The following is a 24,218-nucleotide window of genomic DNA, read 5'->3' as shown; positions in this document are numbered from 1 at the left end:
CCGGCGCCGGTAATCAGGCTTCGAGCGGGGCCGCCGCGGGAGCGAAGCGCAGGGCGGCAACCATGATGGCGGCGAGCGCGTAGACGGCGACGACCGAAAGCCAGATGGCGCCCGGCCAGCTCTGGCGCACGGCCATATAGAGCGTGGAGAAGACCAGCGGGCCGGCGATGGACGCAAGGCTGACCGTCGAGGCGATGACGCCCTGGAGCTGGCCCTGCCGGCTTTCCTCGACCATGCGGGTCGCGAGGGCCTGGAGCGCCGGGACCCCGATGCCGCCCAGGGCGAATATGGGCATGACCGCAAAGACCACCCAACCCTGGCTGGTGAAGGCCATGGCGAGGAGGGCGAGGCCCGCGCCCGCCATGCCGGTGAGGACGGTGGCGCGCTCGCCCATGAGCCTGACGGCGGGACCGGGCAGGAAGGCCTGGGCGAGGGTCTGGCTGATGCCGAAGGCACCCAGCGAGAGACCGATCCAGAGGCCGTTCCACTGGAAGGCATCCTGACCCCAGAGCGCCCAGCAGGTGCCATATGCCTCCCCGGTGGCGCTGAGCACGAAGAAGACCAGCACGACCGGCAGCAGGGGCCGCAGCGAAAACAGCCAGCGCAGCGGGCGCAGGGGGTTGAGCTCGCGCAGGTTGATGCGCCCCGGGGTAGGCGGATGGGATTCGGGCAGAACGAAGCAGGCAAGCAGCAGGTTGATGGCGTTGAGGATGGCGGCGGCGAGGAAGGGCAGGCGCAGCCAGTGGTCGCCGAGCACACCGCCCAGAACCGGGCCGATGATGAAGCCGGCGCCGAACATGGCGTTGAAGAGACCGAAGCGCCGCGCCCGCTGCTCCTGGGGCGTGATGTCGGTGAGGTAGGCGGTGGCCACCGAGATATTGGCGCTGGTGAGCCCGGCTATGGCCCGGCCGAGCAGGAGCATCCAGAACTGGGGCGCGAAGGCCATGACCACGTAATTGATGGTGGCGCCGGCCAGCGAGATCAGCAGAACCGGCCGGCGACCGAGGCGGTCGCTCAGGGCGCCGAGGACGGGCGCGAAAATGAACTGCATGATGGCGTAGAGCGCCGTCATGATGCCGATCAGTGGAGCAATGTCCGCGGACCGGGTCACCTCCTCGAGGAGGCGGGGGAGAATGGGAAAGATGAGGCCGATCCCGACCGCGTCGAGACCAATGGCGGAAAAGATGACGATAAGGGGCTTGTTCATAGCAAGTTCCGATCGGCGCGCGCCGAGCGGCCCGAAGGCGCCTCGCCGGCGTCGCGCATGGGGCCCGAAATCGGGCCGGGGTTGTCATGGAACCGCTGGCCAGCCATGCACGGAGAACGGCATGGGTGGCGTGTATTCGACCGCACGGGGACAGTTGGGCTTGTCCCTTTGCCCACCTGCCAAAAGGCCAAATCGGGGCGGGCGGTCGCTTCTCGCGATAGCGGCCGTTTACGCCTCCGGCGCGATCGGCGCAAGCCCCCTGCCCCGAGAGGCTCTTGCGGGAGGCGGGCGGCGCGCTCGGGGTCCGTCTCGCGTGGTGGAAATGCTTCTTGGTTGGCGAGACATATGCTAGATGTCGGGCCAGTGGAAAAATCGGTTATGAAACAATCCATTCCAGACGGAGACGACGACCTGAAATCGGCTGCTACTGTTAAGAGTGTCGAGGTGGCGGTGCAGATTCTCGATGCGCTTGCGGATGCTCCCGGACCGGTGCGGGTCACCGAGCTGGCGCGTTCCCTCGATATGACGAAAGCCCGCGTCTCGCGGCATTTGCAGACCCTGATGAGCCTGGGCCTGGTCGACCATGCGCGCGACGGGGAAGGCTATGTCTTCGGGCGCAAGCTCTTCAAGTTCGGGCGGGCGGCGGTCTATCGCAGCAATGTCGCCGAGATCGCCCGGCCATACCTGAGCGAACTGTGCGCGCAGACCGGTCACACGGCGCTGCTGACCACGCCGACCAAGGGCGGGGCGATGGTTGTCCATGCCGTGCCGAACCCCTTCGAACCGGGCATTATGGTGCAACCGGGCATGGTGCTGAGCCTGCCCGGCTCGCCGGCGGCGCGGCTCTTCTACTATTTCGAGAATCGCAAGCCGATCCCGCCGCGGGTGTTCGAGAACCTTTCCAAGTACGGGGTGGATTTCGAGACCGATACGCGCGGCAACGGGTTAGGCGGCATCGCCGCGCCGATCTTCGAGCCCGATGGACAGATCTGCGCCTCGGTGGGCGTGATCCTCTCGTCCTCGCTGCTCATTCCCGAGCCCGACATGCAGCTCTTGGCCACGGTCAAATCGGTGACCCGCGAGATCCAGAAGCGCTATGCCGACGGGGTGGTGCCGCCCCTGATGCCGCCACAGGCGGGCTGAGGGCGAGAAGCAACCGGCCCACCCGTTCGGGGCGGGCCGGAAACGGCGATCAGGCCTCTTTGGGAACGACGCGCGAGCCGGCGTCCAACCGCACGAGGGCGGCTTCGGCGTCGAAGGCCACGCCCATCGGATCATTGCCGGACGCGACCGCGTCGACCTGGCGGCGCAGGATGCGGCGCAGCATGCCGATGCCCTGGTCGGTCGAGGTCAGGTTCTCCTCGCTATGATAGGTGATGGCGCCCTGCCCCACCTGCGCCTCGTAGTCGCCGGGGAGCTTCTGGTGCTCGGCCTCGGTCAGTTCGTGCCAGTACTTGCCGGCGTATTTGGAGCGGATCTTGGCCAGCGTCCCCGCTTCGCTCACCCGACCGACCGAATAGATGCGGAACGAGGTGTCGTCGATCGGCAGCACCCAGCCGAGAAGGCTGCAGGGGCCGTCGACAGTGGCGACGGGGCTGGCGACGGCACGGATCGTGGGCACCACGGCCTCGGTAATGCGCTGGTGCTCGCCGGCCTCGAGGTCGCGCAGTTGCAGGCTCGAGACGCCGCGCGGGGTGTAGTGGAACGTCACGCGCGGCATCAGGCTCATCTTGGCGTTGAACTGGTCGCCGCTGAACGAGCCATGAAGGATCGGGACATGGAAGGGGTCGAGCACGTTTTCGTAGTGCTGGAGCCAGTTGCAATCCACGATCACCGGTCCGCCGCTGCCGATGCTGGAATCATCGGTCTCGAGGAATTCGCCCTCGGCCAGGTTCTCGAGCACCTCATAGCGCGGCAGCACCGGCTTGCGCTCGGGGGGCCCCATATAGGCGAAGATCAGCCCGTAACGCTCCTCGAGCGGATAGTGGGGCTGGCGCACATGGCCGCGCGTCTGGGCACCCATGTCGGGCTCGCACGGCTGCTCGAGGCAATTGCCCTCGGTGTCGAAAAGCCAGCCATGGTAGCAGCAGCGGATGCCTGCCTCTTCGACGCGCCCGTAATAGAGCGAGGCCCCTCGATGGGCGCAGCGCGGATGGACGAGGCCCGGACGGCCCTTGCCGTCGCGGAAGAGGATAAGGTCCTCGTTCAGGACGCGCACGGTCCGGGGCGTGGCGGTCGCGTCCGCGGCCAGCCCGATCGGGTGCCAGTAGCGGCGCAGCAACTCGCCCATGGGCGTACCGCGCCCGACTTGCGTCAGCTCGGCGAAATAGGTCGGCTCGGGCCGGTAATAGGCCGATCCGTTGTTGGTCATGGTCTTCCTCCCTTAGCGATCGAGCCGCAGCAGCGCCGTGCTGGCGCGTGAGCAGCAGATCATCATCGTGTTTCCCGCGGCTCGCTCTTCATCGCTGAGCACCTTGTCGCGGTGATCGGGCGTGCCCTCCAGCACGCGGGTTTCGCAGGTTCCGCACACCCCGTTCCGGCATGAATGGGGCGGGCGCAGGCCGGCCGCCTCCATGGCCTCGAGAATGGTCTGGTCGGGCTCAACGCGCAGGGTCGTGCCCGAGCGCTCGAGGACGACCGTGAGGCCGCCGTCGTCGGCCGCCGGGACGGCAGGGGCAAATGATTCCGAATGAACGCCGGCCGGATCGCGCGCGGCGGTGGCTTCGGCGAAGGCGGCGAGCATGGGCGCGGGGCCGCAGCAATAAAGGTGCGCCTCTGGCGGGGCCCCGGCCGCGATCGCGGCGATATCGAGCAGGCCCTCGCTCTCGTCATCGACATGCAGGCGCAGATCGCCGCCAAGGGCGGAGAGGTCCTCGATCAGCGCGCATTCGGCACGCGAGCGCACGGCATAGTGCAGGCGCCACTCGGCGCCCCGCTCGGCGAGGCGACGCGCCATGGCGAGGAGCGGCGTGATGCCGATGCCCCCGGCGATGAGGATGGCCGGGCGGTTATCCTCGACGAGGCCGAACGTGGTGCGCGGGGGCGATATCCTCAGGCGCGCACCGGGACGGGCGCCGGCATGGAGCCAGCGCGAGCCGCCACGGGTGGCGCGGTCGAGGGCGACCGCGATGCGGTAGCCGCCGGCATCGGTCGGGCCGATCAGGGAATACTGGCGCACCAGCCCATCGGGCAGGTGCAGGTCGATATGGGCGCCGGGCTCGAACGGGGGCAAGGGGCTCCCGTCGAGCGCGCGCAGGTCGAAGGAAAGGACCGATGGCGTCTCGTAGGAGATGCGCCACACCATCACCTCGATGGTCGCTTCGGTCTGCACCGGCCGGTCCTGATCCATTCTCAAGCGGCCTCAGGCCTTGGCCGGTTCGCCCAGGGGATTGGGTGGGGGCGCGACGGGCGAGGGCACGAAGGGGTGGATCAAGGCCCAGGGACTGGGCATCTCGCTCACCGATACGGCGATGAGGGCCGGGCCCTTGCGGTCACGGGCGCGCTCGAGGGCGGCACCGAGGCCGGCCGGAGAATCGACGCCCTCGAAGGGCAGGCCGAAGGCGCCGGCGAGCTGAGCGAAATCGGGATTGGCCAGGTTCACCGCAAAGGTGTTGCCGAAGGCGCGCTGCTGGATGCGGCGGACATTGCCGTAATGGCCATCCACGAAGACGACGACCGAAAGGTCGTAGCCGTCGCGCGCCAGGGTCGCTAGTTCCTGCATGCCCCAGCCGAAGCCGCCGTCGCCATTGAGCGAGACGACGCGACGGCCCGGGTTGCCGTGAGCGGCGCCGAGCGCGGTGTTGAAGCCATAGCCGAGCGTGCCCTGGTAGCCGGGCGTAACGAACGAGCGCGTCGCGTGGACCGGGAAGGCGATGTTGGAGAAGTAGCCGACCTGGGTGAGTTCGCTCACCAGAATGTCGTCATCGGCCATGGAGGCGCGGATGGCGCGGACGTAGTCGGTCTGGGGCTGGATGGCGTCGGTCTGGGACGCGCTCCAGGCCTTGACCTTGGCGACCGTCGCGGCGGCCGAGGGGCGCTCGCCGGCCGGCAGCGCGGCAAGCAGCGCCGCGGCAGCTGCGGCGGCATCGCCCTCGACGAAGCAGCCGGGCACGCGCGGCGCGCCGGCGGCGCCGACATCGACGTTGACGTAGATGTAGCGCGTTGCCGGGTCGGCATGGGTGGGCTTGGCCATGCCGTCGATGAAGCGCGTACCGAAGGCGATGACGACGTCGGCATGCGGGAAGACGGCGCGGCCGCCCAGCGAGGTCAGGGCCAGCGGATGATCGTCATCGAGCAGGCCGCGGGCGCCATCGGTCATGACGACGGGGGCCTGGAGGCATTCGGCCAGGGCGCGGACGGCCTCGCCGGCATCGGCGGCGGCAGCGCCACCCCCGACCTGGATCACCGGGAACCGGGCAGCGGCAAGGATCGCGGCGGCTTCGGCAATGGCGGCGGCGGGCGGGACCAGGGGATCGGGCTGGGCGCGCGGCAGGACGGCGCTGACGCCCTTGGCCTGGAGCACGTCCGGGGGCAGCTCGAGCGCCACCGGGCGCGGATGGCCCGAGCGCAGTTCGACGAACGCCTGATGGACGAGGGCGGGAATATCCTCGGGCCGGCGGGCAATGCCATGCCACTTGGTCAGCGACTTGAGAATGCCGCTCTGGTCGGGAATTTCATGGAGCATGCCATGGTTCTGCCCGATGAGCCCGGACGGAATCTGGCCGCAGATATAGAGCACGCGCGAGCTGCAGGCATAGGCGGTGGCGAGCCCGGAAAGCGCGTTGAGCATGCCCGGGCCAGGCACGATCATGCACACGCCCTCGCGTCCGGTGGTGCGGGCATAGCCGTCGGCCATGTAGGAGGTGGCCTGTTCGTGGCGCGGCATCACATAGGTGATCCTGTCGGCGTTCTCGCGGATGGCGTCCACGGCCCAATCGAGCTGAATGCCGGGAATGCCGAAGATGTCGGTGACGCCCTCCTCGATCAGCTGGGCGACCAGCGCCTGGCCTCCGGTCCGTTCGACTGGCTGGTAGTTCGCGCTCACGATGGTTCTGCTCCGATTTAGTTGCCGGCCGCAAAACCCAAGGAACCACCGGGATCTTCATGCGTCCCGCGGCGGCACCCCTCCCCTGCGAACCGGGATCAAGAAATGCAATTTCGTCTCATAATGCGTTACACAATCTCGCCCGTCAATCGGGTAAGCGTTGACCATGCGCAAAATACGCGATAGAGTCTCGCAATACGAGACTAACGAGGATGCGATGTTTTCAGATCTGACTGCGCCGGCGCCCGATCCGCTGCTGGGCCTCATGCAGACGTTCCGCGATGATCCGAGCGCCGACAAGGTCGATCTGGGCATCGGTATCTATAAGGACGAGCACGGCAACGCCCCGGTGCTGGCCACCGTCAAGCAGGCGGAAAACTGGCTGGTTGAGACGCAAGGGTCCAAGGGGTATCTCTCCTCGGCGGGGAACGTCGATTACAACCGACTGACGCGTGAGCTGATCCTGGGTCAGGACAAGGGCCTGCTCGCCCGCTCGCAGGCCATCCAGACGCCGGGCGGGACCGGGGCACTGCGCATCGCCGGCGACTTCGCGCGGCGGCTCAATCCGGGCTGCCGGGTGTTCCTGCCCGATCCGACCTGGGCCAACCACCAGGCGCTGCTGACGGCCGCCGGCCTGGAAGTGGTGCGCTACCCCTATTACGACATCGCCACGGCAACCCTGCAGTTCGACCAGACGCTCGAGGCGCTGCGCGCCACCCGTCCGGGGGACCTGGTGCTGTTCCACGGCTGCTGCCACAACCCGGCGGGCGCCGACCCCGACCCCGAGCAGTGGGCGGCGATCGCTGAGGTGCTGGCCCAGACCGGGGCCACGCCCTTCATCGACCTGGCCTATCTCGGGTTCGGCGACGGGCTCGACAAGGACGCGCAGGGCATCCGCATCCTGGCGGCGCGCCTGCCTGAAATGCTCATCGCCAGTTCCTACTCGAAGAACTTCGCGCTCTACCGTGAACGCGTGGGGGCGCTCACGCTCCTCGCCAAGGACGATGTGGCGGCGGCGCGCGCCCATGGGCACCTGCTGCCGGTGGTGCGCACCAACTATTCCATGCCGCCCGACCACGGCGCGGCGGTGGTGGCCCATATCCTGGGCGACGCCACCCTGCGCGCGGCCTGGGAAGCGGATGTGGCGGGGATGCGCGGCCGCATCAACGGCATGCGCGCCAAGCTGGTTGCGGCGCTCGACGGGCGCACGACGCGCGATTTCGGTTTCCTGGGCAAGCAGCGGGGCATGTTCGCGCTCCTCGGCATCACCCCGGCCGATGCCGAGCGGCTGCGCACCGAGCACCATGTCCACATCACCAGCTCGGGTCGCGTCAATGTGGCGGGCCTGACCGACGGCAATGTCGGGCACGTCGCCAACGCCATCGCGGCCGTCTGCGGCTGATCTGCCGGACTGGAAAAATACAAGGGCGGCGTTCCGGACCGGAGCGCCGCCCTTCTTGCATTGGAGAGGCGATCCGGGCCGGGCCCGGATCGCCGGGATCGCTCAGATTTCGTAGGGCAGGCCGAGCTGGGCCTTGCGCAGGCGCTGCTGGCCGATCTCGGTGTTCCCCCAGTGGTTGAGCATCTGGTACTGCATGCGCGTATCGAAGCTCGTCTGGCCGGGGAAGATGTGGAAGGCTTCGCACATCGAGCAGGCCCAGTGCACGGTCGGCCAGATGCGGCGCAGGCACATTTCCGAATAGGTATCGAGCAGGCCCGTATCGTTGGACTTGAGGAGGCGCCGGATGGCCTCGGCCATGATGCGCGCGTCCCCGACCGCCAGGTTGAGGCCCTTGCCGCCGCTGGGCGGCACGATATGGGCGGCGTCCCCGGCAATGGCGAGGCGCCCGTGACGCATCTTCTCGCATACATAGCCGCGCAGCCGCGCCACCGAGCGCTCGATGATGGGCCCGCGATTGAGCCGGGCATCGGTGCCGTCGTCGAGCCGCAGGTCGAGTTCGTCCCAGATCTCCTGGTCGCTCATGGCGTTGGGATCGGCATCGGGCTCGACCTGGAGATAGAGCCGGCCGACCGTGGCCGAGCGGGCCGAGGCCACCGCCAGGCCCCTGGTGCTGTGGGCAAAGCCGCGACGGGCGGCGAGCGGGGCGGCCTGTGCGAGGATGCCGAGCCAGGCGAAGGGATATTCGGTAAGGAAGACGTGCTCGTCCGAACCGGGGATGTGGCGGCGGCTGACGCCGTGATAGCCATCGCAGCCGGCGATGAACTGGCACTCGATGACCTTTTGCTCGCCTTCGTGGGTATAGTGGATGCGCGGGGTCTCCCCCTCGATATCCTCGAGCCGGTCGACCGCGGCCTCGAAGATGATGGGCAGGCCATCGCGTTCGCGCTGGGTGATGAGGTCCTCGACGATCTTCTGCTGGCCATAGGTGGTCAGGTGCCGTCCGGTGCCGTCATCGAGCGAAACATCGGCCTTCTGCCGGTCCCAGCAGAGCTGCATGGAGCGCATCGGGATGCCTTCGCGGTCGAGCCGGGCGCCCATGCCATAGGTGCGCAGCGTCTCGACGGTGCCCGATTCGAGCACCCCGGCACGTACGCGGTCGAGCACGTATTGGCGGGTGCGGCGCTCGAGCACCACCGCCTCGATGCCGTTGAGCTGCAGGATGCGCGCCACCAGCAGGCCGGCTGGCCCAGCGCCGATAATTCCGACCTGAGTTTTCATGGATATTCCTCTCGATAAAGCTGGTGGGTCAGGTGGCAGGCGTCACAGGATCTGGAGACCCTTGGCCGCGAGTCGGTCGCGCAGGTTGTAGAGGTCGAGGCTGAGCACGCCCCTGGCGAGCTCGGCGCGCTTGGCGTCCTCGTCGGCGATGCGCCGCTCGGCCAGGTCCGCCACGCGGGCGGCCTCGGCGCGCGGGATCACCACCACGCCATCGTCGTCGGCAATGACGACGTCGCCCGGGTTGACCACCGCTCCAGCGCAGGAGATGGGCACGTTGACCGAACCCAGCGTCTCCTTGACGGTGCCCTGGGCGCAGATGGCGCTCGACCAGACCGGAAAGCCCATCTGCGTCAGATCGCGCACGTCGCGCACACCGGCATCGATAACGAGGCCGATGCCGCCCCGCGCCTTGACCGAGGTGGCCAGGAGGTCGCCGAAATAGCCTGCGTCCGAAGGCGAGAACGGGGCGACGACCAGCAGGTCGCCGGGCTGGATCAGTTCGATGGCGACATGGATCATCCAGTTGTCGCCCGGCGGCACCAGCACGGTGATGGCGCTGCCGGCAATGGCGGCGCCCGGATAGATGGGGCGCATGCGCGAACTCATCAGCCCCGTGCGCCCGAAGGCCTCGTGGCAGGTGGCGACGCCGGCCCTGGCCAGCCGGTCGATCGTAGCGCCGTCGGCGCGTTCGATAGTGCGGAAAACCTTGGTCATGGGCGGCGGGTCTGCAGGGAGTGGTAGCGGAACTTGGCGCGGGCATCGCGCAGCGACATGCCCTGCGAGATGGCCTCGCGGATGGCATTCTCGGCGGTGGCGATCTCGTCGGCGAGGGCCAGGACCTCATCGGCCCGCTCGCTCGGAATGACGACGACACCGTCGGCGTCCCCGACCAGGATATCGCCCGGACGCACCAGGGCGCCGCCGATCTCGACGGTAACGCCGGTGGCATCGACCTGGACGCGGTCCTTGCCGGTCTTCATCGAATAGCTGCGCGAATAGATGGGGTAGCCGAGCTTGAGGCAGAGATCGACATCGCGGCAGGCTCCGTCGATGACGGTGCCGGCGAGGCCCTTGTGGCTGGCGAGCTGGGTCATGATATCGCCCCAGACCGTGCAGTCCTCCCGGCCGCGATTGTCGAGCACGACGACGGTGCCGGCCGGCAGGTCGTCGACGAAGTCGCCGACATTGCCGGGGGCGAGCACATCGATGGGGATGTAGCGCACGGTGAAGGCGCGTCCGCACAGGCGGAAGGCATGGTCGCGCGGCTTGATGCCCCGGCAGACGCCTTCGATGCCCAGACGGTCCATGGCGTCCGAAAGGGTGGCGCAGTCGTGCTTGCCGGCGCGGTCTACGGCCTGGTCGTTCATTGCATTGCCTCGAGCATGTCTTCGTAGTCGGCGCCAAGCACCTGGGAGACCGGCTTGCCGGCCTTGAGAGCCTCGACCATCAGCCGCTCCTTGGCGGCGATGCGTTCGGCGGTGGCGATCACGCGTTCGGCCTCGGCGGCGGGGATGAACACGGCGCCCGAGCCGTCGGCGATGACGTAATCGCCCGGCGCGATGGCGACGGACGCCACTTCGATGGGAGCGTTGGTCGCCACTTCATGGACGCGGGCGCGCGCCGTGCGGACGGTCGTGGCGCGGGCAAAGATCGGAAAGTCGAGACCGTTGGCCTCGTCCATGTCGCGCAGCGGGCCGTCGACGATCACGCCCTGGATGCCGGCGCAGCGGGCGGCCTGGGTCAGCACGCCGCCCCAGCCGCCGGCATCGTTGCCGGGGTGCGAGACGACGATGACGCTGTCGGCGTCGCCGGCCTCGATGGCGCGGGCGCCCAGATGCACCTTGGGGGTGCCGGCCGGAGCCGGTCCCGCCGCGAGGGTGACGGTAACGGCCCGGCCGGCCACGGTGCCCGCCCCGGACCGGCGGGGAATGCCGGTCACGGCGCCGTTCATGGCGAGGGCATCGAGAGCGTCGGAAACGCAGCAGGCATCGAGCCGGCGCAAGCGTTCAACGAGGCTGGCGCTCATTTGACACCCCACCAGTACATGCCCTGGGCGGTGCCGGTGCCGGCCGCCGAGCGGTAGCAGGGCACGTAGGCTACTTCGTGGAACTCGGTGTCGTAGGCTTCCATCACCCCGGCTGTGGTGATCCAGCTCTTCATCTCGGAGGTGCCGGACTGCAGTTCGGAGAGCGGGATGTTCTTGAGGAACTCGGCGTCCTTGGCACGCATGGCCTGCATGAAGCGGGCGTCCCATTCCTCGTCGATGACGAAATGGCTCATGCCGCCCGAGCCGAAAACCACCACGCGCGCATCGCTCTTCCAGGAGCGGATGGCCTGGCCCACCACCTGGCCGAACTTGTAGGAGCGGCGCGCCGTGGGCTGGTTGGGCGGGAAGAAGGTGTTCTGGTAGATCGGCACGTTGGGAACGACCTTGTCGCGCATCACCTGGCGGTAGATGTGGCCGAAGGCGTGGCTGATGCCGGTCGTGCGCGGATTGTGGGTCGGCAGCTTGGGAGAGACGGTGATGTCGAACTCGGCTTCGACGAGGTTGCCAATGATGTGCCTGGCAAGGTCGGGAACCGTGTCGTACTCGCGGTATTCTTCGGGCGCGTGGCCGGCTTCGCCCTCGGCGACGCCCGGCGGCATCAGCCGGCGGCCCTCTTCGGAGGCGGGATGATGGCGGATCTTGTCGCCGTAATAGATCATGTAGGGGGGGCTGAGGTCCTCGCCATAGATCTCATGCTGGTCGTTGCCGAAGATCACCGCCACGTCGGCGTTCATGGCCTCGAAGGCATCGGCCAGGGCTTCGCTCGCCGCGTGGCACTTTTCGTAATTGGCGGTCATCGCCTCCATGGTGCTGCGCTCGGCAAGGTTCTCGTCCTTGCGCATTTCGCACAGCTGGTCGAACGAATAGACCCCGCCTCGGAACGGGTGCTGGCGGGTGCGGTCCGACTGGACGCGCAGCAGCCATTTGTCCGGGGTGGTGTGCAGTTGCGGCCCGTGGGCCGTGCAGATGAAGCCGACGATGTTCGCCATCGAAAATGTCCTCCCTTGCTCGGCCGCCAGGCGACCGCTTCGCGCCTTTTGTTCGGATCAGGCCGGAATGTTGAAGAGCCGGGCGGCATTGCCGCCCAGGATTGCGTTGCGCTCGTCTTCGCTCAGGAAATCGAGGCCCCTGATGTGCGGAATGATGGTGTCGAAGGTCTCCCCGGTCTCCGGGTCGATCGAGGAGCCGACGCCGGGCATCTCGGCGCCATAGAGGCACTGGCTGGGCCCGACGACCTTGACGAGCAGCTCGATGGCGTCGCGCGAATAGAGCACGGTGTCGAAATAGAGCTTGCGCAGCCGGTCGCGGAACCGCACGCCCGAGGACTGCATGCCGTTGCGCGGCACGGTGGTCGCGTCGAACCGGCCGAGCTGGTAGGGGATGGCTCCGCCGCCATGGCTCACCAGGATCTTGAGGTCCGGGAAGTCATCGAGGACGGTCGACTTGCACAGCCCATAGACGGCGGTGGTCTCCTCGTTGATGAAATGGAGCGAATAGGGCTCGCGCTCCGGTGCGCGGGAGCTGGCCGAGTGGATGTGGCCGACCACGTCGAGCTCGCAGAGCTTTTCGTAGAGCGGATACCAGTAACGGTCGCCCATGGGCGGGGCCATGCGCCCGTTGTTCTCGAAGGGATCGGGGTTGATCAGGCAGCCGCGGAAACCGTGGTCCTTGACGCAACGCTCGAGCTCGGGCAGCGCCTCGGTGATCGGGCTGTCCCCGGTCTGGGGCAGGCCGGCCACGCCATAGAAGCGCTCGGGATAGAGCGCGCATTCCTGGGCGATGATGTCGTTTGCGTATTCGACATACCAGTGGACGAGCTTCTTGGGCTCTTCCGAATGCATGAGCTGGAAGGGGCGCGGGGAGAGGAGCTGGACGTCCACCCCGGCCTGGTCGAGGCATTCGAGGTGCCCGACCGGGGCCATCTCGACACGATTGAAGGCCTGCTCGAGCGCCTCGTTGGAAACCGGCGGCGCCTTGCGGCCATGGGCGCCGCGATGGGAGAGTATCGAGGCCTTGTAGGCCGGCAATTGGTGCGGCACCGCCATGTGGGCGTGGCAATCGATGATCTTCATCTCTCGCTCCGGGTGGTGGGTGAACGGTTGGGCATGGAAGACCTCATCGCGCCGCGACGCCGGTCAGGACGTCGAGCAGCGCATCGGGGTCCTGCGGGCAGGCATCGCCGCGCCAGGCCACGTGGCGGTCGGGACGCGAGAGCACGAAGGCTTCGCCATAAAGCTCCCGGTCCTCGGGTTCGACATCGAGCAGTTGCATGGGGATGCCACGCAGGCGCGCCGCGTTGAGAAGCGCGGAGGCGTCGCGGCCCGGATCGAGGCGCAGGAGCGTGAAGTCCGGGCCCATGGCGTCGTAGAGGGAGCGATGGCCGGCCATCCACACATGGGGCGTGCGGCAGCCGGGGACCGTCGAGGGCGTGAAACCGGCCATCGAATAGGCAGGCTGGGATTCCCCGTCATAGGCGATGATGGGGGAGGCATCGTAGTAGTAGCCGAAATTGAGCCCGCCGCAGCAATATTGCTGGACGTTGAGATCGTAGAGCGTGCGCCCGAAAGTTTCGCGCGCGCTGGCGCCCTGGGCAGTGTCGTCCTCGATGTCGGCCGGGATGACCCGGCGCTCCTTGGCCATGGCGTGGGCATGGTTCATGGCGAAGACCGAGACCTGCTCGGTGATCGGTTGCCGCTCGGCGGCATAGGCATCCAGGATCGCGTCCCCGCCCCAGCCGGCGATGCGCGCCGCCAGCAGCCAGCCCAGGCATTCGGCATCGGCGATGCCGGCATTCATGCCGTAGCCCGCATAGGGCACCCAAAGGTGGGCGGCGTCGCCGCAGATGAAGACGCGGCCGGACCGGAAGCTGTCGGCGACCAGACGGCGCCCGTACCAGTCTTCGTTGGAGAGGACCTCGTAGGCGAAGTCGTCGTCCACGCCCAGGATCTGCCGGATCGACCAGTCGCGGTCGACGCTGTCGAAATCGGGCTCGTCGTCGCGCAAGTAGTTGTGAACCAGCCAGGTTTCCCTGCCGTCGATGGCATAGACATTGCCGCTGCGGCGCGGATTGAGCGAGAAGCTCGCCCAGGCCGGCGCGTCGTTGAGCCGGTCGATGAGGTCCGGTGCGCGCAGATAGGTCGATTGCACCCGCTGCACCACGGCATCGCCCACGAGCTTGGCACCGATATCGCGGCGCACCTGGGAGCGGCTGCCGTCGCAGCCGGCCAGATACTGCGCCTCGATCTCGAATTCGACGCCGCTCTCCATGTCGCGCGCGGTGACGGTGACGCCGTCGGCGGACTGGCGGTGGGAGAGGTATTCGGTGCGGTTGAGCACGGTGATGCCGGGCATCGAGGCGGCATGCTCGAAGAGGATCGGTTCGAGGAAGAGCTGGTTAATCCGGTGCGGCGGCTCGGGCGTGGGCCAGTCGGTATCGGGCCCGCCGGTCGCCGTGAAGCGATCGCGCCGGCAGGGGATGGGGATGCGCGTGATGGGCTTGCCCAGCATGCTGGTGCGGTAGGCGATATCGTTGGGATAGTCAGCCGGCAGACCCGCATCGCGCACGGCGGCGGCGACGCCCAGGCGCCGCAGGATTTCCATCGAGCGGGCCGAGACGTGGTTGCACTTGACGTTGGGCGGCTCGCCCCGATGGCGGGTTTCGAGAATGGTGACGGCGGCGCCGCGCTGGGCCAGGACCATGCCCAGCGTCAGCCCGACGGGACCGGCCCCGACAATGAGGACATCGGTCTGGCGCAAGGCGGTCATGAGGGGTTGGCCTCCAGGGTCAGCACGACCTGCCCGTCACGCACCTGGACGGGGATGGCCTTGAGCCTGACGTTGGGATTGATCGGGTGACGGCCGGTCATCATGTCGAACTCGAACCCGTGCCAGGGGCAGACGATATGCAGTTGGTCCTTGGAGAAGCCCAGGCCCAGGCTCTTGCCGTTCTCGGCCACCTGCTCGAGCGTGCGCGGCATGATCTTGCCCTGGCAGACGGGGCCGCCCATGTGCGGGCAGATATTGAGATAGGCGCGGACCTCGTCACCGACGAAGTAGACGCCGACGCCCGTGCCATCGACATCGACGACAATGCGCTGGCGCGACTTGAGATCCTCGTGGCGCCCGAGCACCACTTCGCGCGATCCCGCGGTCATGTCAGGAGCGCTCACGACGCCCTCCGGAACCACATGGCCAGGTCGAACACGTTGAGGTCTGCGGCGCGCAGCAATTCACTCACCAGGATCACCGTCTGGGTGGCGGTCAGGGCATCGGTGGTGACGGGCGGGAAGACCTTGTCCATCCGCTCGACCTTGGCCGCATAGAGCTTGCCGAGCGCGGCGATGGCGTTGGCGATATCGGCCTCGCCGACCGCATCGAGATCGCGGGTGGCGATGATGTCCTCGACGGCCCTGGCGATGGTGGCGGAGGCTGCGCCGAAAGCGGCGCCATTATCGGTAGTCGTCATGTTCTGGGCTCACTAGGAAGCGGATTTGGGACGGGTGGCGAGCACGTCTTCGGCCAGCGGCTTGCGGCGGGTGGTATCGAGCTTGAAGAGGCGCGCGGCGTTGAGCCCGAGAATGTTGCGCTTGGCCTGCTCGGAGAGGAACGGAATGGAATCGATGGTGGCCGGCGAATCCCAGTCCCAGTGCGGCCAGTCCGAGGAATAGAGCAGCTGCGTCTCCGCGTTCATGGCTTCCATGGTGGTCTGGAGCAGCTTCATGTTGCCGCGTTCGAGCGGCTGGCTGGTGTAATACATGTCGCGCATGTATTCGCTGGGCAGGCGCTTGAGGCCGGGGGCTTCGCTCGGGCGCATCATCACTTCATGGTCGAGGCGCTGCATGAGGAAGGGGATCCAGGCCAGGCCGCTCTCCACCCAGAGCATGTCGAGCTTGGGGAAGCGCTCGGGCATGGCGTTCACGATCCAGTTGGTGAGGTGGATCTGGTTGTAGTGCGTGAACGAGAGCGCATGCATCGAAAGGAAGCGGTTGAGCTGGGCGAAGGAGGGATCGCCCCAGTGGTAGCCCGAGTGGAAGGCCAGCGGCTTTCCCAGTTCCTGGATCATGGAATAGAGCCGCATGTAGCAGTCGTGGTGGACCGGCTTGTTGCGGGTCGAGCAGACGGTGAAGCCGATGATGCCTTCGGTGGCGCCGTACTGGGCCACGAGTTCCTCGCAGGCCTCGGGCGTGTTGAAGGGCAGGTAGAGCAGGCCCTTCATGCGGGTATCGATGGGCAGGATGCGCTCGATCATCCAGCGGTTGAAGGCCTTGGCGAGGGCCACCTCGATCTCGTCCTGGGGGTGCATGCCCAGCAGCAGCATGGCGCTGGGGAACACCACCTGGTAGTCGAGCCCCATCGCATCCATGCTGCGGCGCGCCGTCGAGATGAAGCGGTGGACGCTGTCGTCCTGCACCGGCTCGCGCCGACCCTGGTGGCCGATGCGGCCGCCCACGCTCTGGAGCGAAAGGCCCGGGGAGATGTTGAGCAGCGCATTGGGGCCGGCAAAGCCCTTGACCTGCTGCTGGCCGATCTGGCGCAGCACGTCGTTGTCGATCAGGTCGATGATCTCGGACCAGAAATGATCCTCCGAGACGTGGGCGTCGACGTCCACGATCAGGTAGTCATCGAAGTTCTTGGCCGCCTGGCGGGTGGCGTGCGAAAGCACGTCACGCGAGTCGGTGGAGCCGGTGATCTCGCCCAGCTCGCGGAAATTGGGAATCTTGGTCTCGTTCATCTCGTTACGCCTCAACCCTGGGTCACGAACTTGGTGACCAGGTAGCTGTCCAGGCCCTCGGATCCGCCTTCGGACCCGTAGCCGCTCTCCTTGACCCCGCCGAACGGGGTTTCGGGCGTGGTGAGGACCATGTGGTTGACCCCGACCATCCCGGATTCCAGTGCCTCCCCGATCCGTGCCGCCGTGGCGCCATCGCTGGTGAAGGCGTAGGCGGACAGCCCGAAGGGCAGGCGGTTGGCTTGTTCCACGACCTCGTCGAACCCGCTGAAGCGGTGCGTCACGGCCACGGGGCCGAAGGGCTCCTCGTTCATGATGCGGGCCTGGTTGGGGACATCGGTGAGGATGGTGGGCTGCCAGAAATAGCCCTGGTTCCCCAGGCGCTCCCCGCCCAGCTCGAGCCCGGCGCCGGCGCCGCGGGCATCGGCGACCAGCTCCTCCATGGCCCCGATGCGGCGCACATTGGCGAGCGGACCCATCTGGGTGGCGGGGTCGAGCCCGTCCCCGACGCGCAGCGAAGCGGCGACCTCGCGGAAGCGGGCGACGAAGCGGTCATGGATGGAATCGTGGAGGTAGAAGCGCGTGGGCGCGATGCAGATCTGGCCGGCATTGCGGTATTTCGAGCGCGCCGTCATGGTGGCGGCCTTCTCGATATCGGCATCGGCAAAGACGATGGTGGGCGCGTGCCCGCCCAGCTCGAGCGTCGCCGGCTTGACGCCCGCCGCCGCGAGTCCGGCAAGGTGCTTGCCGACCCGGGTCGAGCCGGTGAAGGAGATCTTGCGGATCACCGGGGACGCGATGAGGTGGGTCGAGATGTCGTCTGGCACGCCCATGACGATGTTGAGCACGCCGTCGGGCAGTCCCGCGTCGGCGAGCGCCTGGGCAATGGCCAGGGTCGGCGAGGGGGTTTCCTCGGCCGGCTTGGCGATGCACGAACAGCCGGCGGCGAGGGCCGCGGCGATCTTGCGCGCCGGAATGGTGACCGGGAAGTTCCAGGGCGTGAAGAGCGCCACCGGGCCGATCGGCTCGCGGAAGACCATGTTGCGCACGCCGGGCGTGCGCGCCGGAATGATGCGCCCATAGGCGCGCCGGCCCTCTTCGGCGAACCAATCGAAGATGTCGGCGGCGCCGTTGACCTCGAGCACCGAGTCGGCGACCGGCTTGCCCTGCTCGAGGGTCATGAAATGGGCGATGGACTGCGCCCTTTCGCGCAGGAGCGCGGCGGCGCGATGGAGAATGGCGGCGCGATCATAGGCGGAGACCTTGCGCCAGGATTTGAACGCCATGTCGGCTGCGGCCAGCGCGTCATCGAGATCGGCGGTGGTGGCGACGGGGATTTGCCCCACGGTCTGCCCGTTGGCCGGATTGACGAGCGCGAGCGCCTCACGGTCCGCGGCGCCGATGCGCTCCGGGCCGATCCGCAGGACGCGGTCCATTTGATCCTTGTTGGTCATCGTTCACTCGAGTGGCTGGAAAATGCCTGGGTGAGGAAAGTTATCGCTCCGATTTTTGAAAAGATATGATAGTTTGGAAAAAATCGGGCTCAGATGGGCGATTTTTGGGCTTGAAATGATACTTAACATGTTATCTATTCCCTAAACATGCTATCAAAAGCAGGCTCACATGCATAAAGCGCCGGATGCCGAAAAAGACGAGACGGGCCAGATCCTCGGTCCAGCCGAGCCGCGGCTGTGGTCCTCGAGCAAGCAGGGCACGCTCTCGGCCCAGGTGATCAACCAACTGCGGGCGGCGCTCTTTGCCGGTCGCCTGACCCCGGGCGAGCGCCTGGGTTCGGAGGCCTCGCTGGCCCTCCAGTTCGGCGTGAGCCGCATGACCATGCGCGACGCGCTGCGTTCGCTTCATGCCTCGGGCGTCATCGACATCCGCGTGGGCATCAAGGGCGGGATCTTCGTGGCCGAGGGCAATTCGGACCGCCTGGCCGAGACGCTGGCCATCCAGCTCAAGCTCATCGGGATCGACGCCGAGGAAGTGCTCGACAGTCAGATGGCCATCGAGGTGATGGCCGCTGGCCTGGCGGCCAGCAACGCGGACGAGGACGACATCGCCATGCTGCGCGGCGCGCTGGCCGAGGTCGAGGGGCTGGTGGACAATCCCGAGGAGTTCACCTGGGCCGCGATTAACTTTCACGGGAGCGTGGTCGCCGCTTCGCACAACCGGGTGCTGATCGCCCAGTTCCGGGCGCTCAGTCATGTGCTGATGCCGCTCTATGTGCGCGGCTCGTCCTCGCCCGAGGTGGCGCAGCGCGCCATGGCGTTCCAACGCGCGCTGATCGCCTGTATCGAGGCGCGCGACCCGGACGCGGCGCGCAATCTGGTTTACGGACGCTTGCAGTTCATCAGGTCTCGCCAGCTCGGCGAACTGGCGAACCGCTAGCGGCGGAGGAATTCGGAACCTGGCAGAGGGTGGAACACGCGCGGAGGTTTGAACACCTTCGAGCGCTGCCGGTCGGGTTGCGCGATGAAATGCCTGTCAAACGCCACAATTGAGGAGCTGGCGGTACAGGTCGACAAGGGAGAAGGAACTTATGTCGAGCCCATTCAAGATTTCCAGGAGAAGTCTGCTCAAGATTTCGGCCGCGTCGGGCCTGATGGCCGCCCTGCCGATGGGCGGGGCCCGGGCACAGGGCGGCGCGCCCAAGCGCGGTGGCCACCTGGTGGTTGCCAGCGGCGGCGCCTCGACCGGCGACTCGCTCGATCCGCGCACGTTCGGATCGGCCTATACGTCGGTGATTTCGGGCATCCCCTATAACGGCCTGGTCGAAGTGCACGGCCTGGGCATGGAACTGCGCCCGGCCCTGGCCAAGAGCTGGGAAGCCTCCGCGGACGGCAAGTCCTGGATCTTCGATCTGGAGCAGGACGTGACCTTCCATAACGGCAAGACGCTGACCAGCGCGGACGTGGTCTATTCGCTCCAGCGCCATGCCGCCGAGGATTCGCGCTCGAACGTGCGCAGCGTCATCTCGGGCCTGGCCGGCATCCGCGCCGATGGCCCCAACCGCGTCATCATCGAGATGCCCGAAGCCAACTACGTGTTCCCGGCGATCCTGAGCGGGTTCCCGCTCGGCATCATCCCGGAGGGCTCGGACGGCCGTGACGGCGTCGGCACCGGCCCCTACAAGGTCACCCGCTTCGCCCCGGGCGAAGTGCTCGAGGCCGAGCGCAACGAGAACTACTTCCGCAAGGACGCGGCCTGGGTCGATAGCGTCGAATACCTCGCCGTCAACGATCCTTCCGCGCTCAACAGCGCCTTCCAGTCCGGCCAGATCAACGTGGCGACGCTGCTCGACGAGCGCACCGCGCCGCTCCTGAGCCAGATGCCGAACCTGAAGATCTACTCGAACCCCGGGCGCGGCTTCATCTGCTTTAACATGCGCACCGACATGGCCCCGTTCGACAACCCGAACATGCGCCTGGCCCTCAAGCTGGCCATCGACCGCGAAGACATGATCCGCCGCGTCTCCCCCACCGTCGGCGCCCTGGGCAATGACCATCCGGTGGCCCCGAGCGACCCGATGTATTCCAAGGACGTCCCCCAGCACGTCTACGATCCCAAGCGCGCCAAGGAGCTGTTCGACAGCGTCGGCTACAGCGGCCCGCTGGTGCTCCAGACGTCCGAGGCCATCTCCTCACGCGCCGTGGATATGGCGGTGATCTTCCAGGAGCATGCCAACAAGGCGGGCATCCCGATCGAGGTCAAGCGCGAGCCGGCCGACGGCTACTGGGAGACCATTGTCGGGCAGACCCCGTTCCACGTCTCGGCCCGTTCGGACCGTCCGACCGCGGACGCGATCCTCTCGGTGGCGTTCCTGTCCACCTCGGGCAACAACGAGTGCAAGTGGGTCAACAAGGACTTCGACGCCGCCGTGCTCGCGGCCCGCGCCGAACCGGACCTCGAAAAGCGCAAGGCCTTCTATGAGGAAGCCCAGCGCATCTGCAGCGAGGATGGCGGGACCATCATTCCGTTCATCTCCGGCACGGTCGACGGCACCAGCTCGGACATCGACGGCTTCGTGCCGTCCGCCCAGCAGATGGCCGGCTACCGCGCTATCGAGAACGTCTGGTTCTCCTGAGTCCTCGAGCTCCAGATCGACATGAGTGCCTTCGCCAATAGTCCAGTTCGTTCGTTTGTCTTGGCCAGATTGGCTTCAGGCCTCGTGTCGATCTTCTTCATATCGATCCTGGTTTTCCTGGGCACGGCGCTTCTGCCCGGTGACGCGGCCAACGCGTTGCTCGGGCAGAACGCCACCCCGGAAACCGTCCTTGCCCTGCGCGAGGTCCTCGGGCTCGATCGCCCGCTGGTGCTGCGCTACCTCGCCTGGCTGGGCAACGCCCTGCAGGGAGATTTCGGCACCTCGCTCTCGAACGGGCAGCAGGTCACGAGCCTGCTCGCCCCGCGCCTCGTCAATTCGCTGATCCTGGCGTCCTCGGCCGCCGTCATCGTGGTGCCGCTCGCGGTCGGCATCGGCCTCGTCGCCGCCATGCATCGCGGCAAGGTCGCCGACACGGTGATCGGATCGGTTTCCTCGCTCTTTCTGTCGATGCCCTCGTTTCTGATCGGGTATCTGGTGGTCTTCATCTTCGCGGTGCAGCTGGGCATCCTGCCCTCGCTCTCGATGGTGCGCGCCAGCTCGAGCCTGACCGCCTGGATGATCGCGCTGGCGCTGCCGGTGCTGACCCTGGTGCTCGTCGCCCAGGCCCATATCATCAAGCTCACGCGCGCGGCGGTGCTGGGCGTAATGAGCACGGACTACATCATGATGGCCCAGACCAAGGGCATCCCGCGCAACACCATCTTCTTCCGGCATGCCCTCCCCAACGCCCTCTCGCCCATCGTCTCGATCTGCATGATGAGCGTGGCCTACATGATCGTGGACGTGGTGGTGATCGAGGCGGTGTTCAACTATCCGGGCATGGGCAAGCTCATGGTCGATGCCGTCGCCTATCGCGACATCCCCATCGTCCAGGCCTGCGGCGTGCTGTTCTCGACCATCTTCGTGGCGCTCAATTTCCTCGCCGACCTGCTGGCCATGCTGATCAATCCGCGCCAGCGCCTGCCCAGGAAGGGGAACTGAGCCATGTGGAGCAAGCTTACCCTTTTCATCTCGATCGGCGTGCTGGTGCTGATGGCGCTGGGCGCCATCTTCGCCCCGCTGCTTGCAGCCTATCCGCCCAACGAGATGGTGTTCACCGCCTTCCAGCCGCCCGGCGAAGCGGGCCTGCTCGGCTCCGACGGGCTCGGGCGCGACCTCTTCTCGCGCATCCTCTTCGGCATGCGCTACACCTTCCTCGTCACCATCGTCGCCACCTCGCTGGCCGGTGCGATCGGGGTGACGCTGGCCATGATCGCGGCCCTCAACAAGGGCTGGGTGGACATCGTGATCGGGCGCGCCGTCGACATCCTGATGTCGGTGCCCCAGATCATCTTCGCGCTGATCATCCTCGCCATCAGCGGGGTGTCGCTCTATACCCTGATCGCCACCATGGCGGTGCTGCAGTCGAGCACCTATTTCCGCGTCACCCGGCCCATCGCCGGCGACCTGGCGGCCATGGAATATGTCGAGGTGGCGCGCCTGCGCGGGGAGGGACTTTCCTGGTATCTCTTCCGCGAGATCCTGCCCAACATGATCCCCTCGCTGCTGGCCCAGTTCGGGCTTGGCCTGTCCTCGGCGGCCCTCTTCATCTCCTCGCTCAGCTTCCTGGGCATCGGCATCCAGCCGCCGGCGGCGGACCTGGGCGGACTGGTGCGCGAGAACGCCCTCGCCCTGGCGGCGGGGCGCTGGACGCCGCTGGTGCCGGCCATGTGCATCGCCGCCTTCTGCCTGAGCGTCAACGGCGTCGTCGACTGGCTCGTCGGGCGCTACTCGGACCGACCGGAGGCAAGATGACCGATACGCGCGTTCTGACCATCAGCAATCTCAAGGTCGAAGCGGGTCCGAACCTGCTGCTCGACGACGTCTCGATCCATGTCGACCGCGGCGAGGTGCTCGGGCTCATCGGGGAATCGGGGGCCGGCAAGAGCACGCTGGCGCTGGGCGCCATCGCCCTCTTCCGCTCCGGCTGCCAGCCGACCGGGGGCTCGATCACGCTGAGCGGGCAGTCGCTGCTCGAACTCGACGCGGCCGGCCTCGATACGGTGCGACGCACCAAGGCCGCCTATGTGGCCCAGAGCGCGGCGGCCGCTTTCAATCCGTTCTACCGGCTCGAGGACCAGGTGACCGAAGTGCCGGCGATGCGCGGGCATCTCAGCCGCGCCGAACGCCACCGCATGGCGGCCGCGCTTTTCGAGGAGTTGCAGCTCCCCGATCCCGAAAACTTCGGGCGGCGCTATCCGCACCAGGTTTCGGGCGGCCAGCTCCAGCGCGCCATGATCGCCATGGCGCTGATCAACCAGCCCGACCTTATCATCTTCGACGAGCCGACGACCGCCCTCGACGTCACCACCCAGATCGAGGTGTTGCGCCTCATCCGCAAGGTGACGCGCACGCATAACTGCGCCGCGCTCTACATCTCCCACGACCTGGCGGTGGTCTCGCAGATGGCGGACCGCATCGTGGTGATGCGCAACGGCAGGATGGTCGAACAGGGCCCGACCCGGCAGCTGGTCGACAACCCGCAGACCGAGTACGCCCAGCGGCTCGTCGCCAACCAGGGCGAAGGCACCTATGCGGCGGGCAACGACAATGCCCAGACGCTGCTCGAGGTCTCCCATGTCGATGTGGGCTACGGCGCGCTCACGGCGGTCAAGGACGCCTCGATCGCGCTCGGGGCCGGTTCGGTCCTGGCGCTGGTGGGGGAATCAGGCAGCGGCAAGACCACGCTCGCCCGCGCCATCGCCGGCCTGCAGCCGGTGCGCACCGGCGCGGTACGCATGCGCGGGGAAACCCTGGCCCCGCTCGTTGAACGTCGCACCTTCGATCAGCGGCGCCTCGTCCAGTACATCCACCAATTGCCCGATCTGGCCCTCAACGGGCGGCAGACCATCCGCGAGATCGTCGGCCGGCCGCTGGCCTTCTTCCACGGCATCAAGGGCGCCGCCGCCGACGCGCGGCTAAGGGAGCTGATGGAGGCCATCGAGCTGCCGGCGGACTATCTCGACCGCTATCCGGCCTCGCTGTCGGGCGGCCAGAAACAGCGCATCTGCATCGCGCGTTCGCTCGCGGCAAAGCCCGACATCCTCATCTGCGACGAGATCACCTCGGCGCTCGACCCCCTGGTCGAGGAGAGCATCATACGCCTGCTGACCAAGCTCATCGAAGAGGAAGCGCTGAGCATTCTCTTCATCACCCATAATCTGGGGCTGGCGCTGCGTTTCTCGCACGAGACGGCGGTGATGCAATCGGGGCAGATACTCGAATACGGGCCGACCCGCGCGGTTTTCGAAACCCCGCAATCGGACTATACGCGCCGGCTCATCGGCGCCGTGCCGCAATTGCGCGAAGGCTGGCTCGACGGCGTCTCGCGCGCCGCCGGCTGACGGCAAGACTGTTGGAGG

22 protein-coding genes are annotated in these 24,218 nt (G+C 67.1%); 7 read left to right on the top strand and 15 right to left on the bottom strand.

Going from position 1 to position 24,218, the window contains the following annotated elements; all coding sequences use genetic code 11:
• Positions 1 to 13: 13 nt before the first annotated feature.
• Positions 14 to 1,207, bottom strand: coding sequence for a TCR/Tet family MFS transporter (locus tag FNA67_RS00275; RefSeq protein ID WP_147654659.1), 1,194 nt, complete (start codon positions 1,205 to 1,207; stop codon positions 14 to 16).
• Between the two features lie 378 nt (positions 1,208 to 1,585).
• Between FNA67_RS00275 and FNA67_RS00270 the strand changes: the two genes are divergently transcribed.
• Positions 1,586 to 2,350, top strand: coding sequence for an IclR family transcriptional regulator (locus FNA67_RS00270; RefSeq protein ID WP_170267153.1), 765 nt, complete (start codon positions 1,586 to 1,588; stop codon positions 2,348 to 2,350).
• A 49-nt stretch (positions 2,351 to 2,399) separates the two neighbouring features.
• On the opposite strand, the gene FNA67_RS00265 is transcribed toward FNA67_RS00270, so the two are convergent.
• The 3 genes from FNA67_RS00265 to FNA67_RS00255 are packed head-to-tail and all read right to left on the bottom strand — an operon-like array spanning position 2,400 to position 6,251.
• Positions 2,400 to 3,578 carry an aromatic ring-hydroxylating dioxygenase subunit alpha gene (locus tag FNA67_RS00265; RefSeq protein WP_147654657.1) on the bottom strand — a complete coding sequence of 393 codons (1,179 nt, stop codon included), beginning with the start codon at positions 3,576 to 3,578 and terminating at the stop codon, positions 2,400 to 2,402.
• 12 nt (positions 3,579 to 3,590) lie between these two features.
• A complete protein-coding gene (locus tag FNA67_RS00260; protein ID WP_147654656.1) occupies positions 3,591 to 4,556 on the bottom strand; it encodes a PDR/VanB family oxidoreductase in 966 nt (321 codons plus the stop codon).
• A gap of 12 nt (positions 4,557 to 4,568) precedes the next feature.
• Positions 4,569 to 6,251, bottom strand: coding sequence for a thiamine pyrophosphate-binding protein (locus tag FNA67_RS00255; protein WP_147654655.1), 1,683 nt, complete (start codon positions 6,249 to 6,251; stop codon positions 4,569 to 4,571).
• A gap of 217 nt (positions 6,252 to 6,468) precedes the next feature.
• Here FNA67_RS00255 and FNA67_RS00250 point away from each other — a divergent pair, with 217 nt between their 5' ends.
• The gene (locus FNA67_RS00250) at positions 6,469 to 7,653 is read left to right on the top strand and encodes an amino acid aminotransferase (RefSeq protein WP_147654654.1); all 1,185 of its coding nucleotides are present in this window, start codon (positions 6,469 to 6,471) and stop codon (positions 7,651 to 7,653) included.
• Positions 7,654 to 7,755: 102 nt separating this feature from the next.
• Here FNA67_RS00250 and FNA67_RS00245 read toward each other — a convergent pair whose 3' ends face one another.
• From FNA67_RS00245 to FNA67_RS00195, 11 genes are read right to left on the bottom strand one after another with little or no spacing between them, the layout of a single operon-like run.
• Positions 7,756 to 8,931, bottom strand: coding sequence for a 4-hydroxybenzoate 3-monooxygenase (locus FNA67_RS00245; RefSeq protein WP_147654653.1), 1,176 nt, complete (start codon positions 8,929 to 8,931; stop codon positions 7,756 to 7,758).
• Between the two features lie 42 nt (positions 8,932 to 8,973).
• On the bottom strand, positions 8,974 to 9,645 hold the full coding sequence (locus FNA67_RS00240) for a 4-carboxy-4-hydroxy-2-oxoadipate aldolase/oxaloacetate decarboxylase (RefSeq protein ID WP_147654652.1): 672 nt from the start codon (positions 9,643 to 9,645) through the stop codon (positions 8,974 to 8,976).
• Complete coding sequence (locus FNA67_RS00235; RefSeq protein ID WP_147654651.1) at positions 9,642 to 10,298, bottom strand: RraA family protein; 657 nt, start codon at positions 10,296 to 10,298, stop codon at positions 9,642 to 9,644. The genes FNA67_RS00240 and FNA67_RS00235 overlap by 4 nt, the downstream gene beginning before the upstream one ends.
• Positions 10,295 to 10,957: an RraA family protein gene (locus FNA67_RS00230; RefSeq protein WP_147654650.1), complete on the bottom strand. Its 663-nt coding sequence runs from the start codon at positions 10,955 to 10,957 to the stop codon at positions 10,295 to 10,297. The genes FNA67_RS00235 and FNA67_RS00230 overlap by 4 nt, the downstream gene beginning before the upstream one ends.
• Positions 10,954 to 11,967 carry a DODA-type extradiol aromatic ring-opening family dioxygenase gene (locus FNA67_RS00225; RefSeq protein ID WP_049707175.1) on the bottom strand — a complete coding sequence of 338 codons (1,014 nt, stop codon included), beginning with the start codon at positions 11,965 to 11,967 and terminating at the stop codon, positions 10,954 to 10,956. The genes FNA67_RS00230 and FNA67_RS00225 overlap by 4 nt, the downstream gene beginning before the upstream one ends.
• A 57-nt stretch (positions 11,968 to 12,024) precedes the next feature.
• Complete coding sequence (locus FNA67_RS00220; protein WP_049707174.1) at positions 12,025 to 13,050, bottom strand: amidohydrolase family protein; 1,026 nt, start codon at positions 13,048 to 13,050, stop codon at positions 12,025 to 12,027.
• 43 nt (positions 13,051 to 13,093) lie between these two features.
• Complete coding sequence (locus FNA67_RS00215; protein WP_147654649.1) at positions 13,094 to 14,743, bottom strand: FAD-dependent oxidoreductase; 1,650 nt, start codon at positions 14,741 to 14,743, stop codon at positions 13,094 to 13,096.
• Entirely contained in the window at positions 14,740 to 15,147 is a 408-nt protein-coding gene (locus FNA67_RS00210; protein WP_210246414.1) for a Rieske (2Fe-2S) protein, read from the bottom strand. The genes FNA67_RS00215 and FNA67_RS00210 overlap by 4 nt, the downstream gene beginning before the upstream one ends.
• Complete coding sequence (locus FNA67_RS00205) at positions 15,144 to 15,443, bottom strand: hypothetical protein (protein ID WP_053168118.1); 300 nt, start codon at positions 15,441 to 15,443, stop codon at positions 15,144 to 15,146. Before FNA67_RS00205 ends, FNA67_RS00210 begins: the two co-directional genes overlap by 4 nt.
• Before the next feature lie 12 nt (positions 15,444 to 15,455).
• Positions 15,456 to 16,709: an amidohydrolase family protein gene (locus tag FNA67_RS00200; RefSeq protein ID WP_049707171.1), complete on the bottom strand. Its 1,254-nt coding sequence runs from the start codon at positions 16,707 to 16,709 to the stop codon at positions 15,456 to 15,458.
• A gap of 11 nt (positions 16,710 to 16,720) precedes the next feature.
• A complete protein-coding gene (locus FNA67_RS00195; protein WP_371874369.1) occupies positions 16,721 to 18,160 on the bottom strand; it encodes an NAD-dependent succinate-semialdehyde dehydrogenase in 1,440 nt (479 codons plus the stop codon).
• 169 nt (positions 18,161 to 18,329) lie between these two features.
• Here FNA67_RS00195 and FNA67_RS00190 point away from each other — a divergent pair, with 169 nt between their 5' ends.
• From FNA67_RS00190 to FNA67_RS00170, 5 genes are all read left to right on the top strand, one after another.
• Positions 18,330 to 19,100 carry a FadR/GntR family transcriptional regulator gene (locus FNA67_RS00190; protein WP_049707170.1) on the top strand — a complete coding sequence of 257 codons (771 nt, stop codon included), beginning with the start codon at positions 18,330 to 18,332 and terminating at the stop codon, positions 19,098 to 19,100.
• A 151-nt stretch (positions 19,101 to 19,251) separates the two neighbouring features.
• Positions 19,252 to 20,796 (top strand): ABC transporter substrate-binding protein, encoded by a 1,545-nt coding sequence (locus FNA67_RS00185; RefSeq protein WP_147654648.1) that lies wholly within the window; start codon positions 19,252 to 19,254, stop codon positions 20,794 to 20,796.
• A gap of 21 nt (positions 20,797 to 20,817) precedes the next feature.
• Complete coding sequence (locus FNA67_RS00180; RefSeq protein WP_049707168.1) at positions 20,818 to 21,798, top strand: ABC transporter permease; 981 nt, start codon at positions 20,818 to 20,820, stop codon at positions 21,796 to 21,798.
• 3 nt (positions 21,799 to 21,801) lie between these two features.
• On the top strand, positions 21,802 to 22,611 hold the full coding sequence (locus FNA67_RS00175) for an ABC transporter permease (protein WP_049707167.1): 810 nt from the start codon (positions 21,802 to 21,804) through the stop codon (positions 22,609 to 22,611).
• Positions 22,608 to 24,200, top strand: a complete 1,593-nt coding sequence (locus tag FNA67_RS00170) for an ABC transporter ATP-binding protein (RefSeq protein ID WP_147654647.1) — start codon at positions 22,608 to 22,610, stop codon at positions 24,198 to 24,200. Before FNA67_RS00175 ends, FNA67_RS00170 begins: the two co-directional genes overlap by 4 nt.
• Positions 24,201 to 24,218: the final 18 nt, after the last annotated feature.

Source organism: Youhaiella tibetensis (genome assembly GCF_008000755.1).
In the GTDB taxonomy this organism is placed as follows: Bacteria; Pseudomonadota; Alphaproteobacteria; order Rhizobiales; family Devosiaceae; genus Paradevosia; species Paradevosia tibetensis.
Note: the sequence above shows the minus strand (reverse complement) of the source record. Positions and strands in the feature narration are given on the sequence as shown.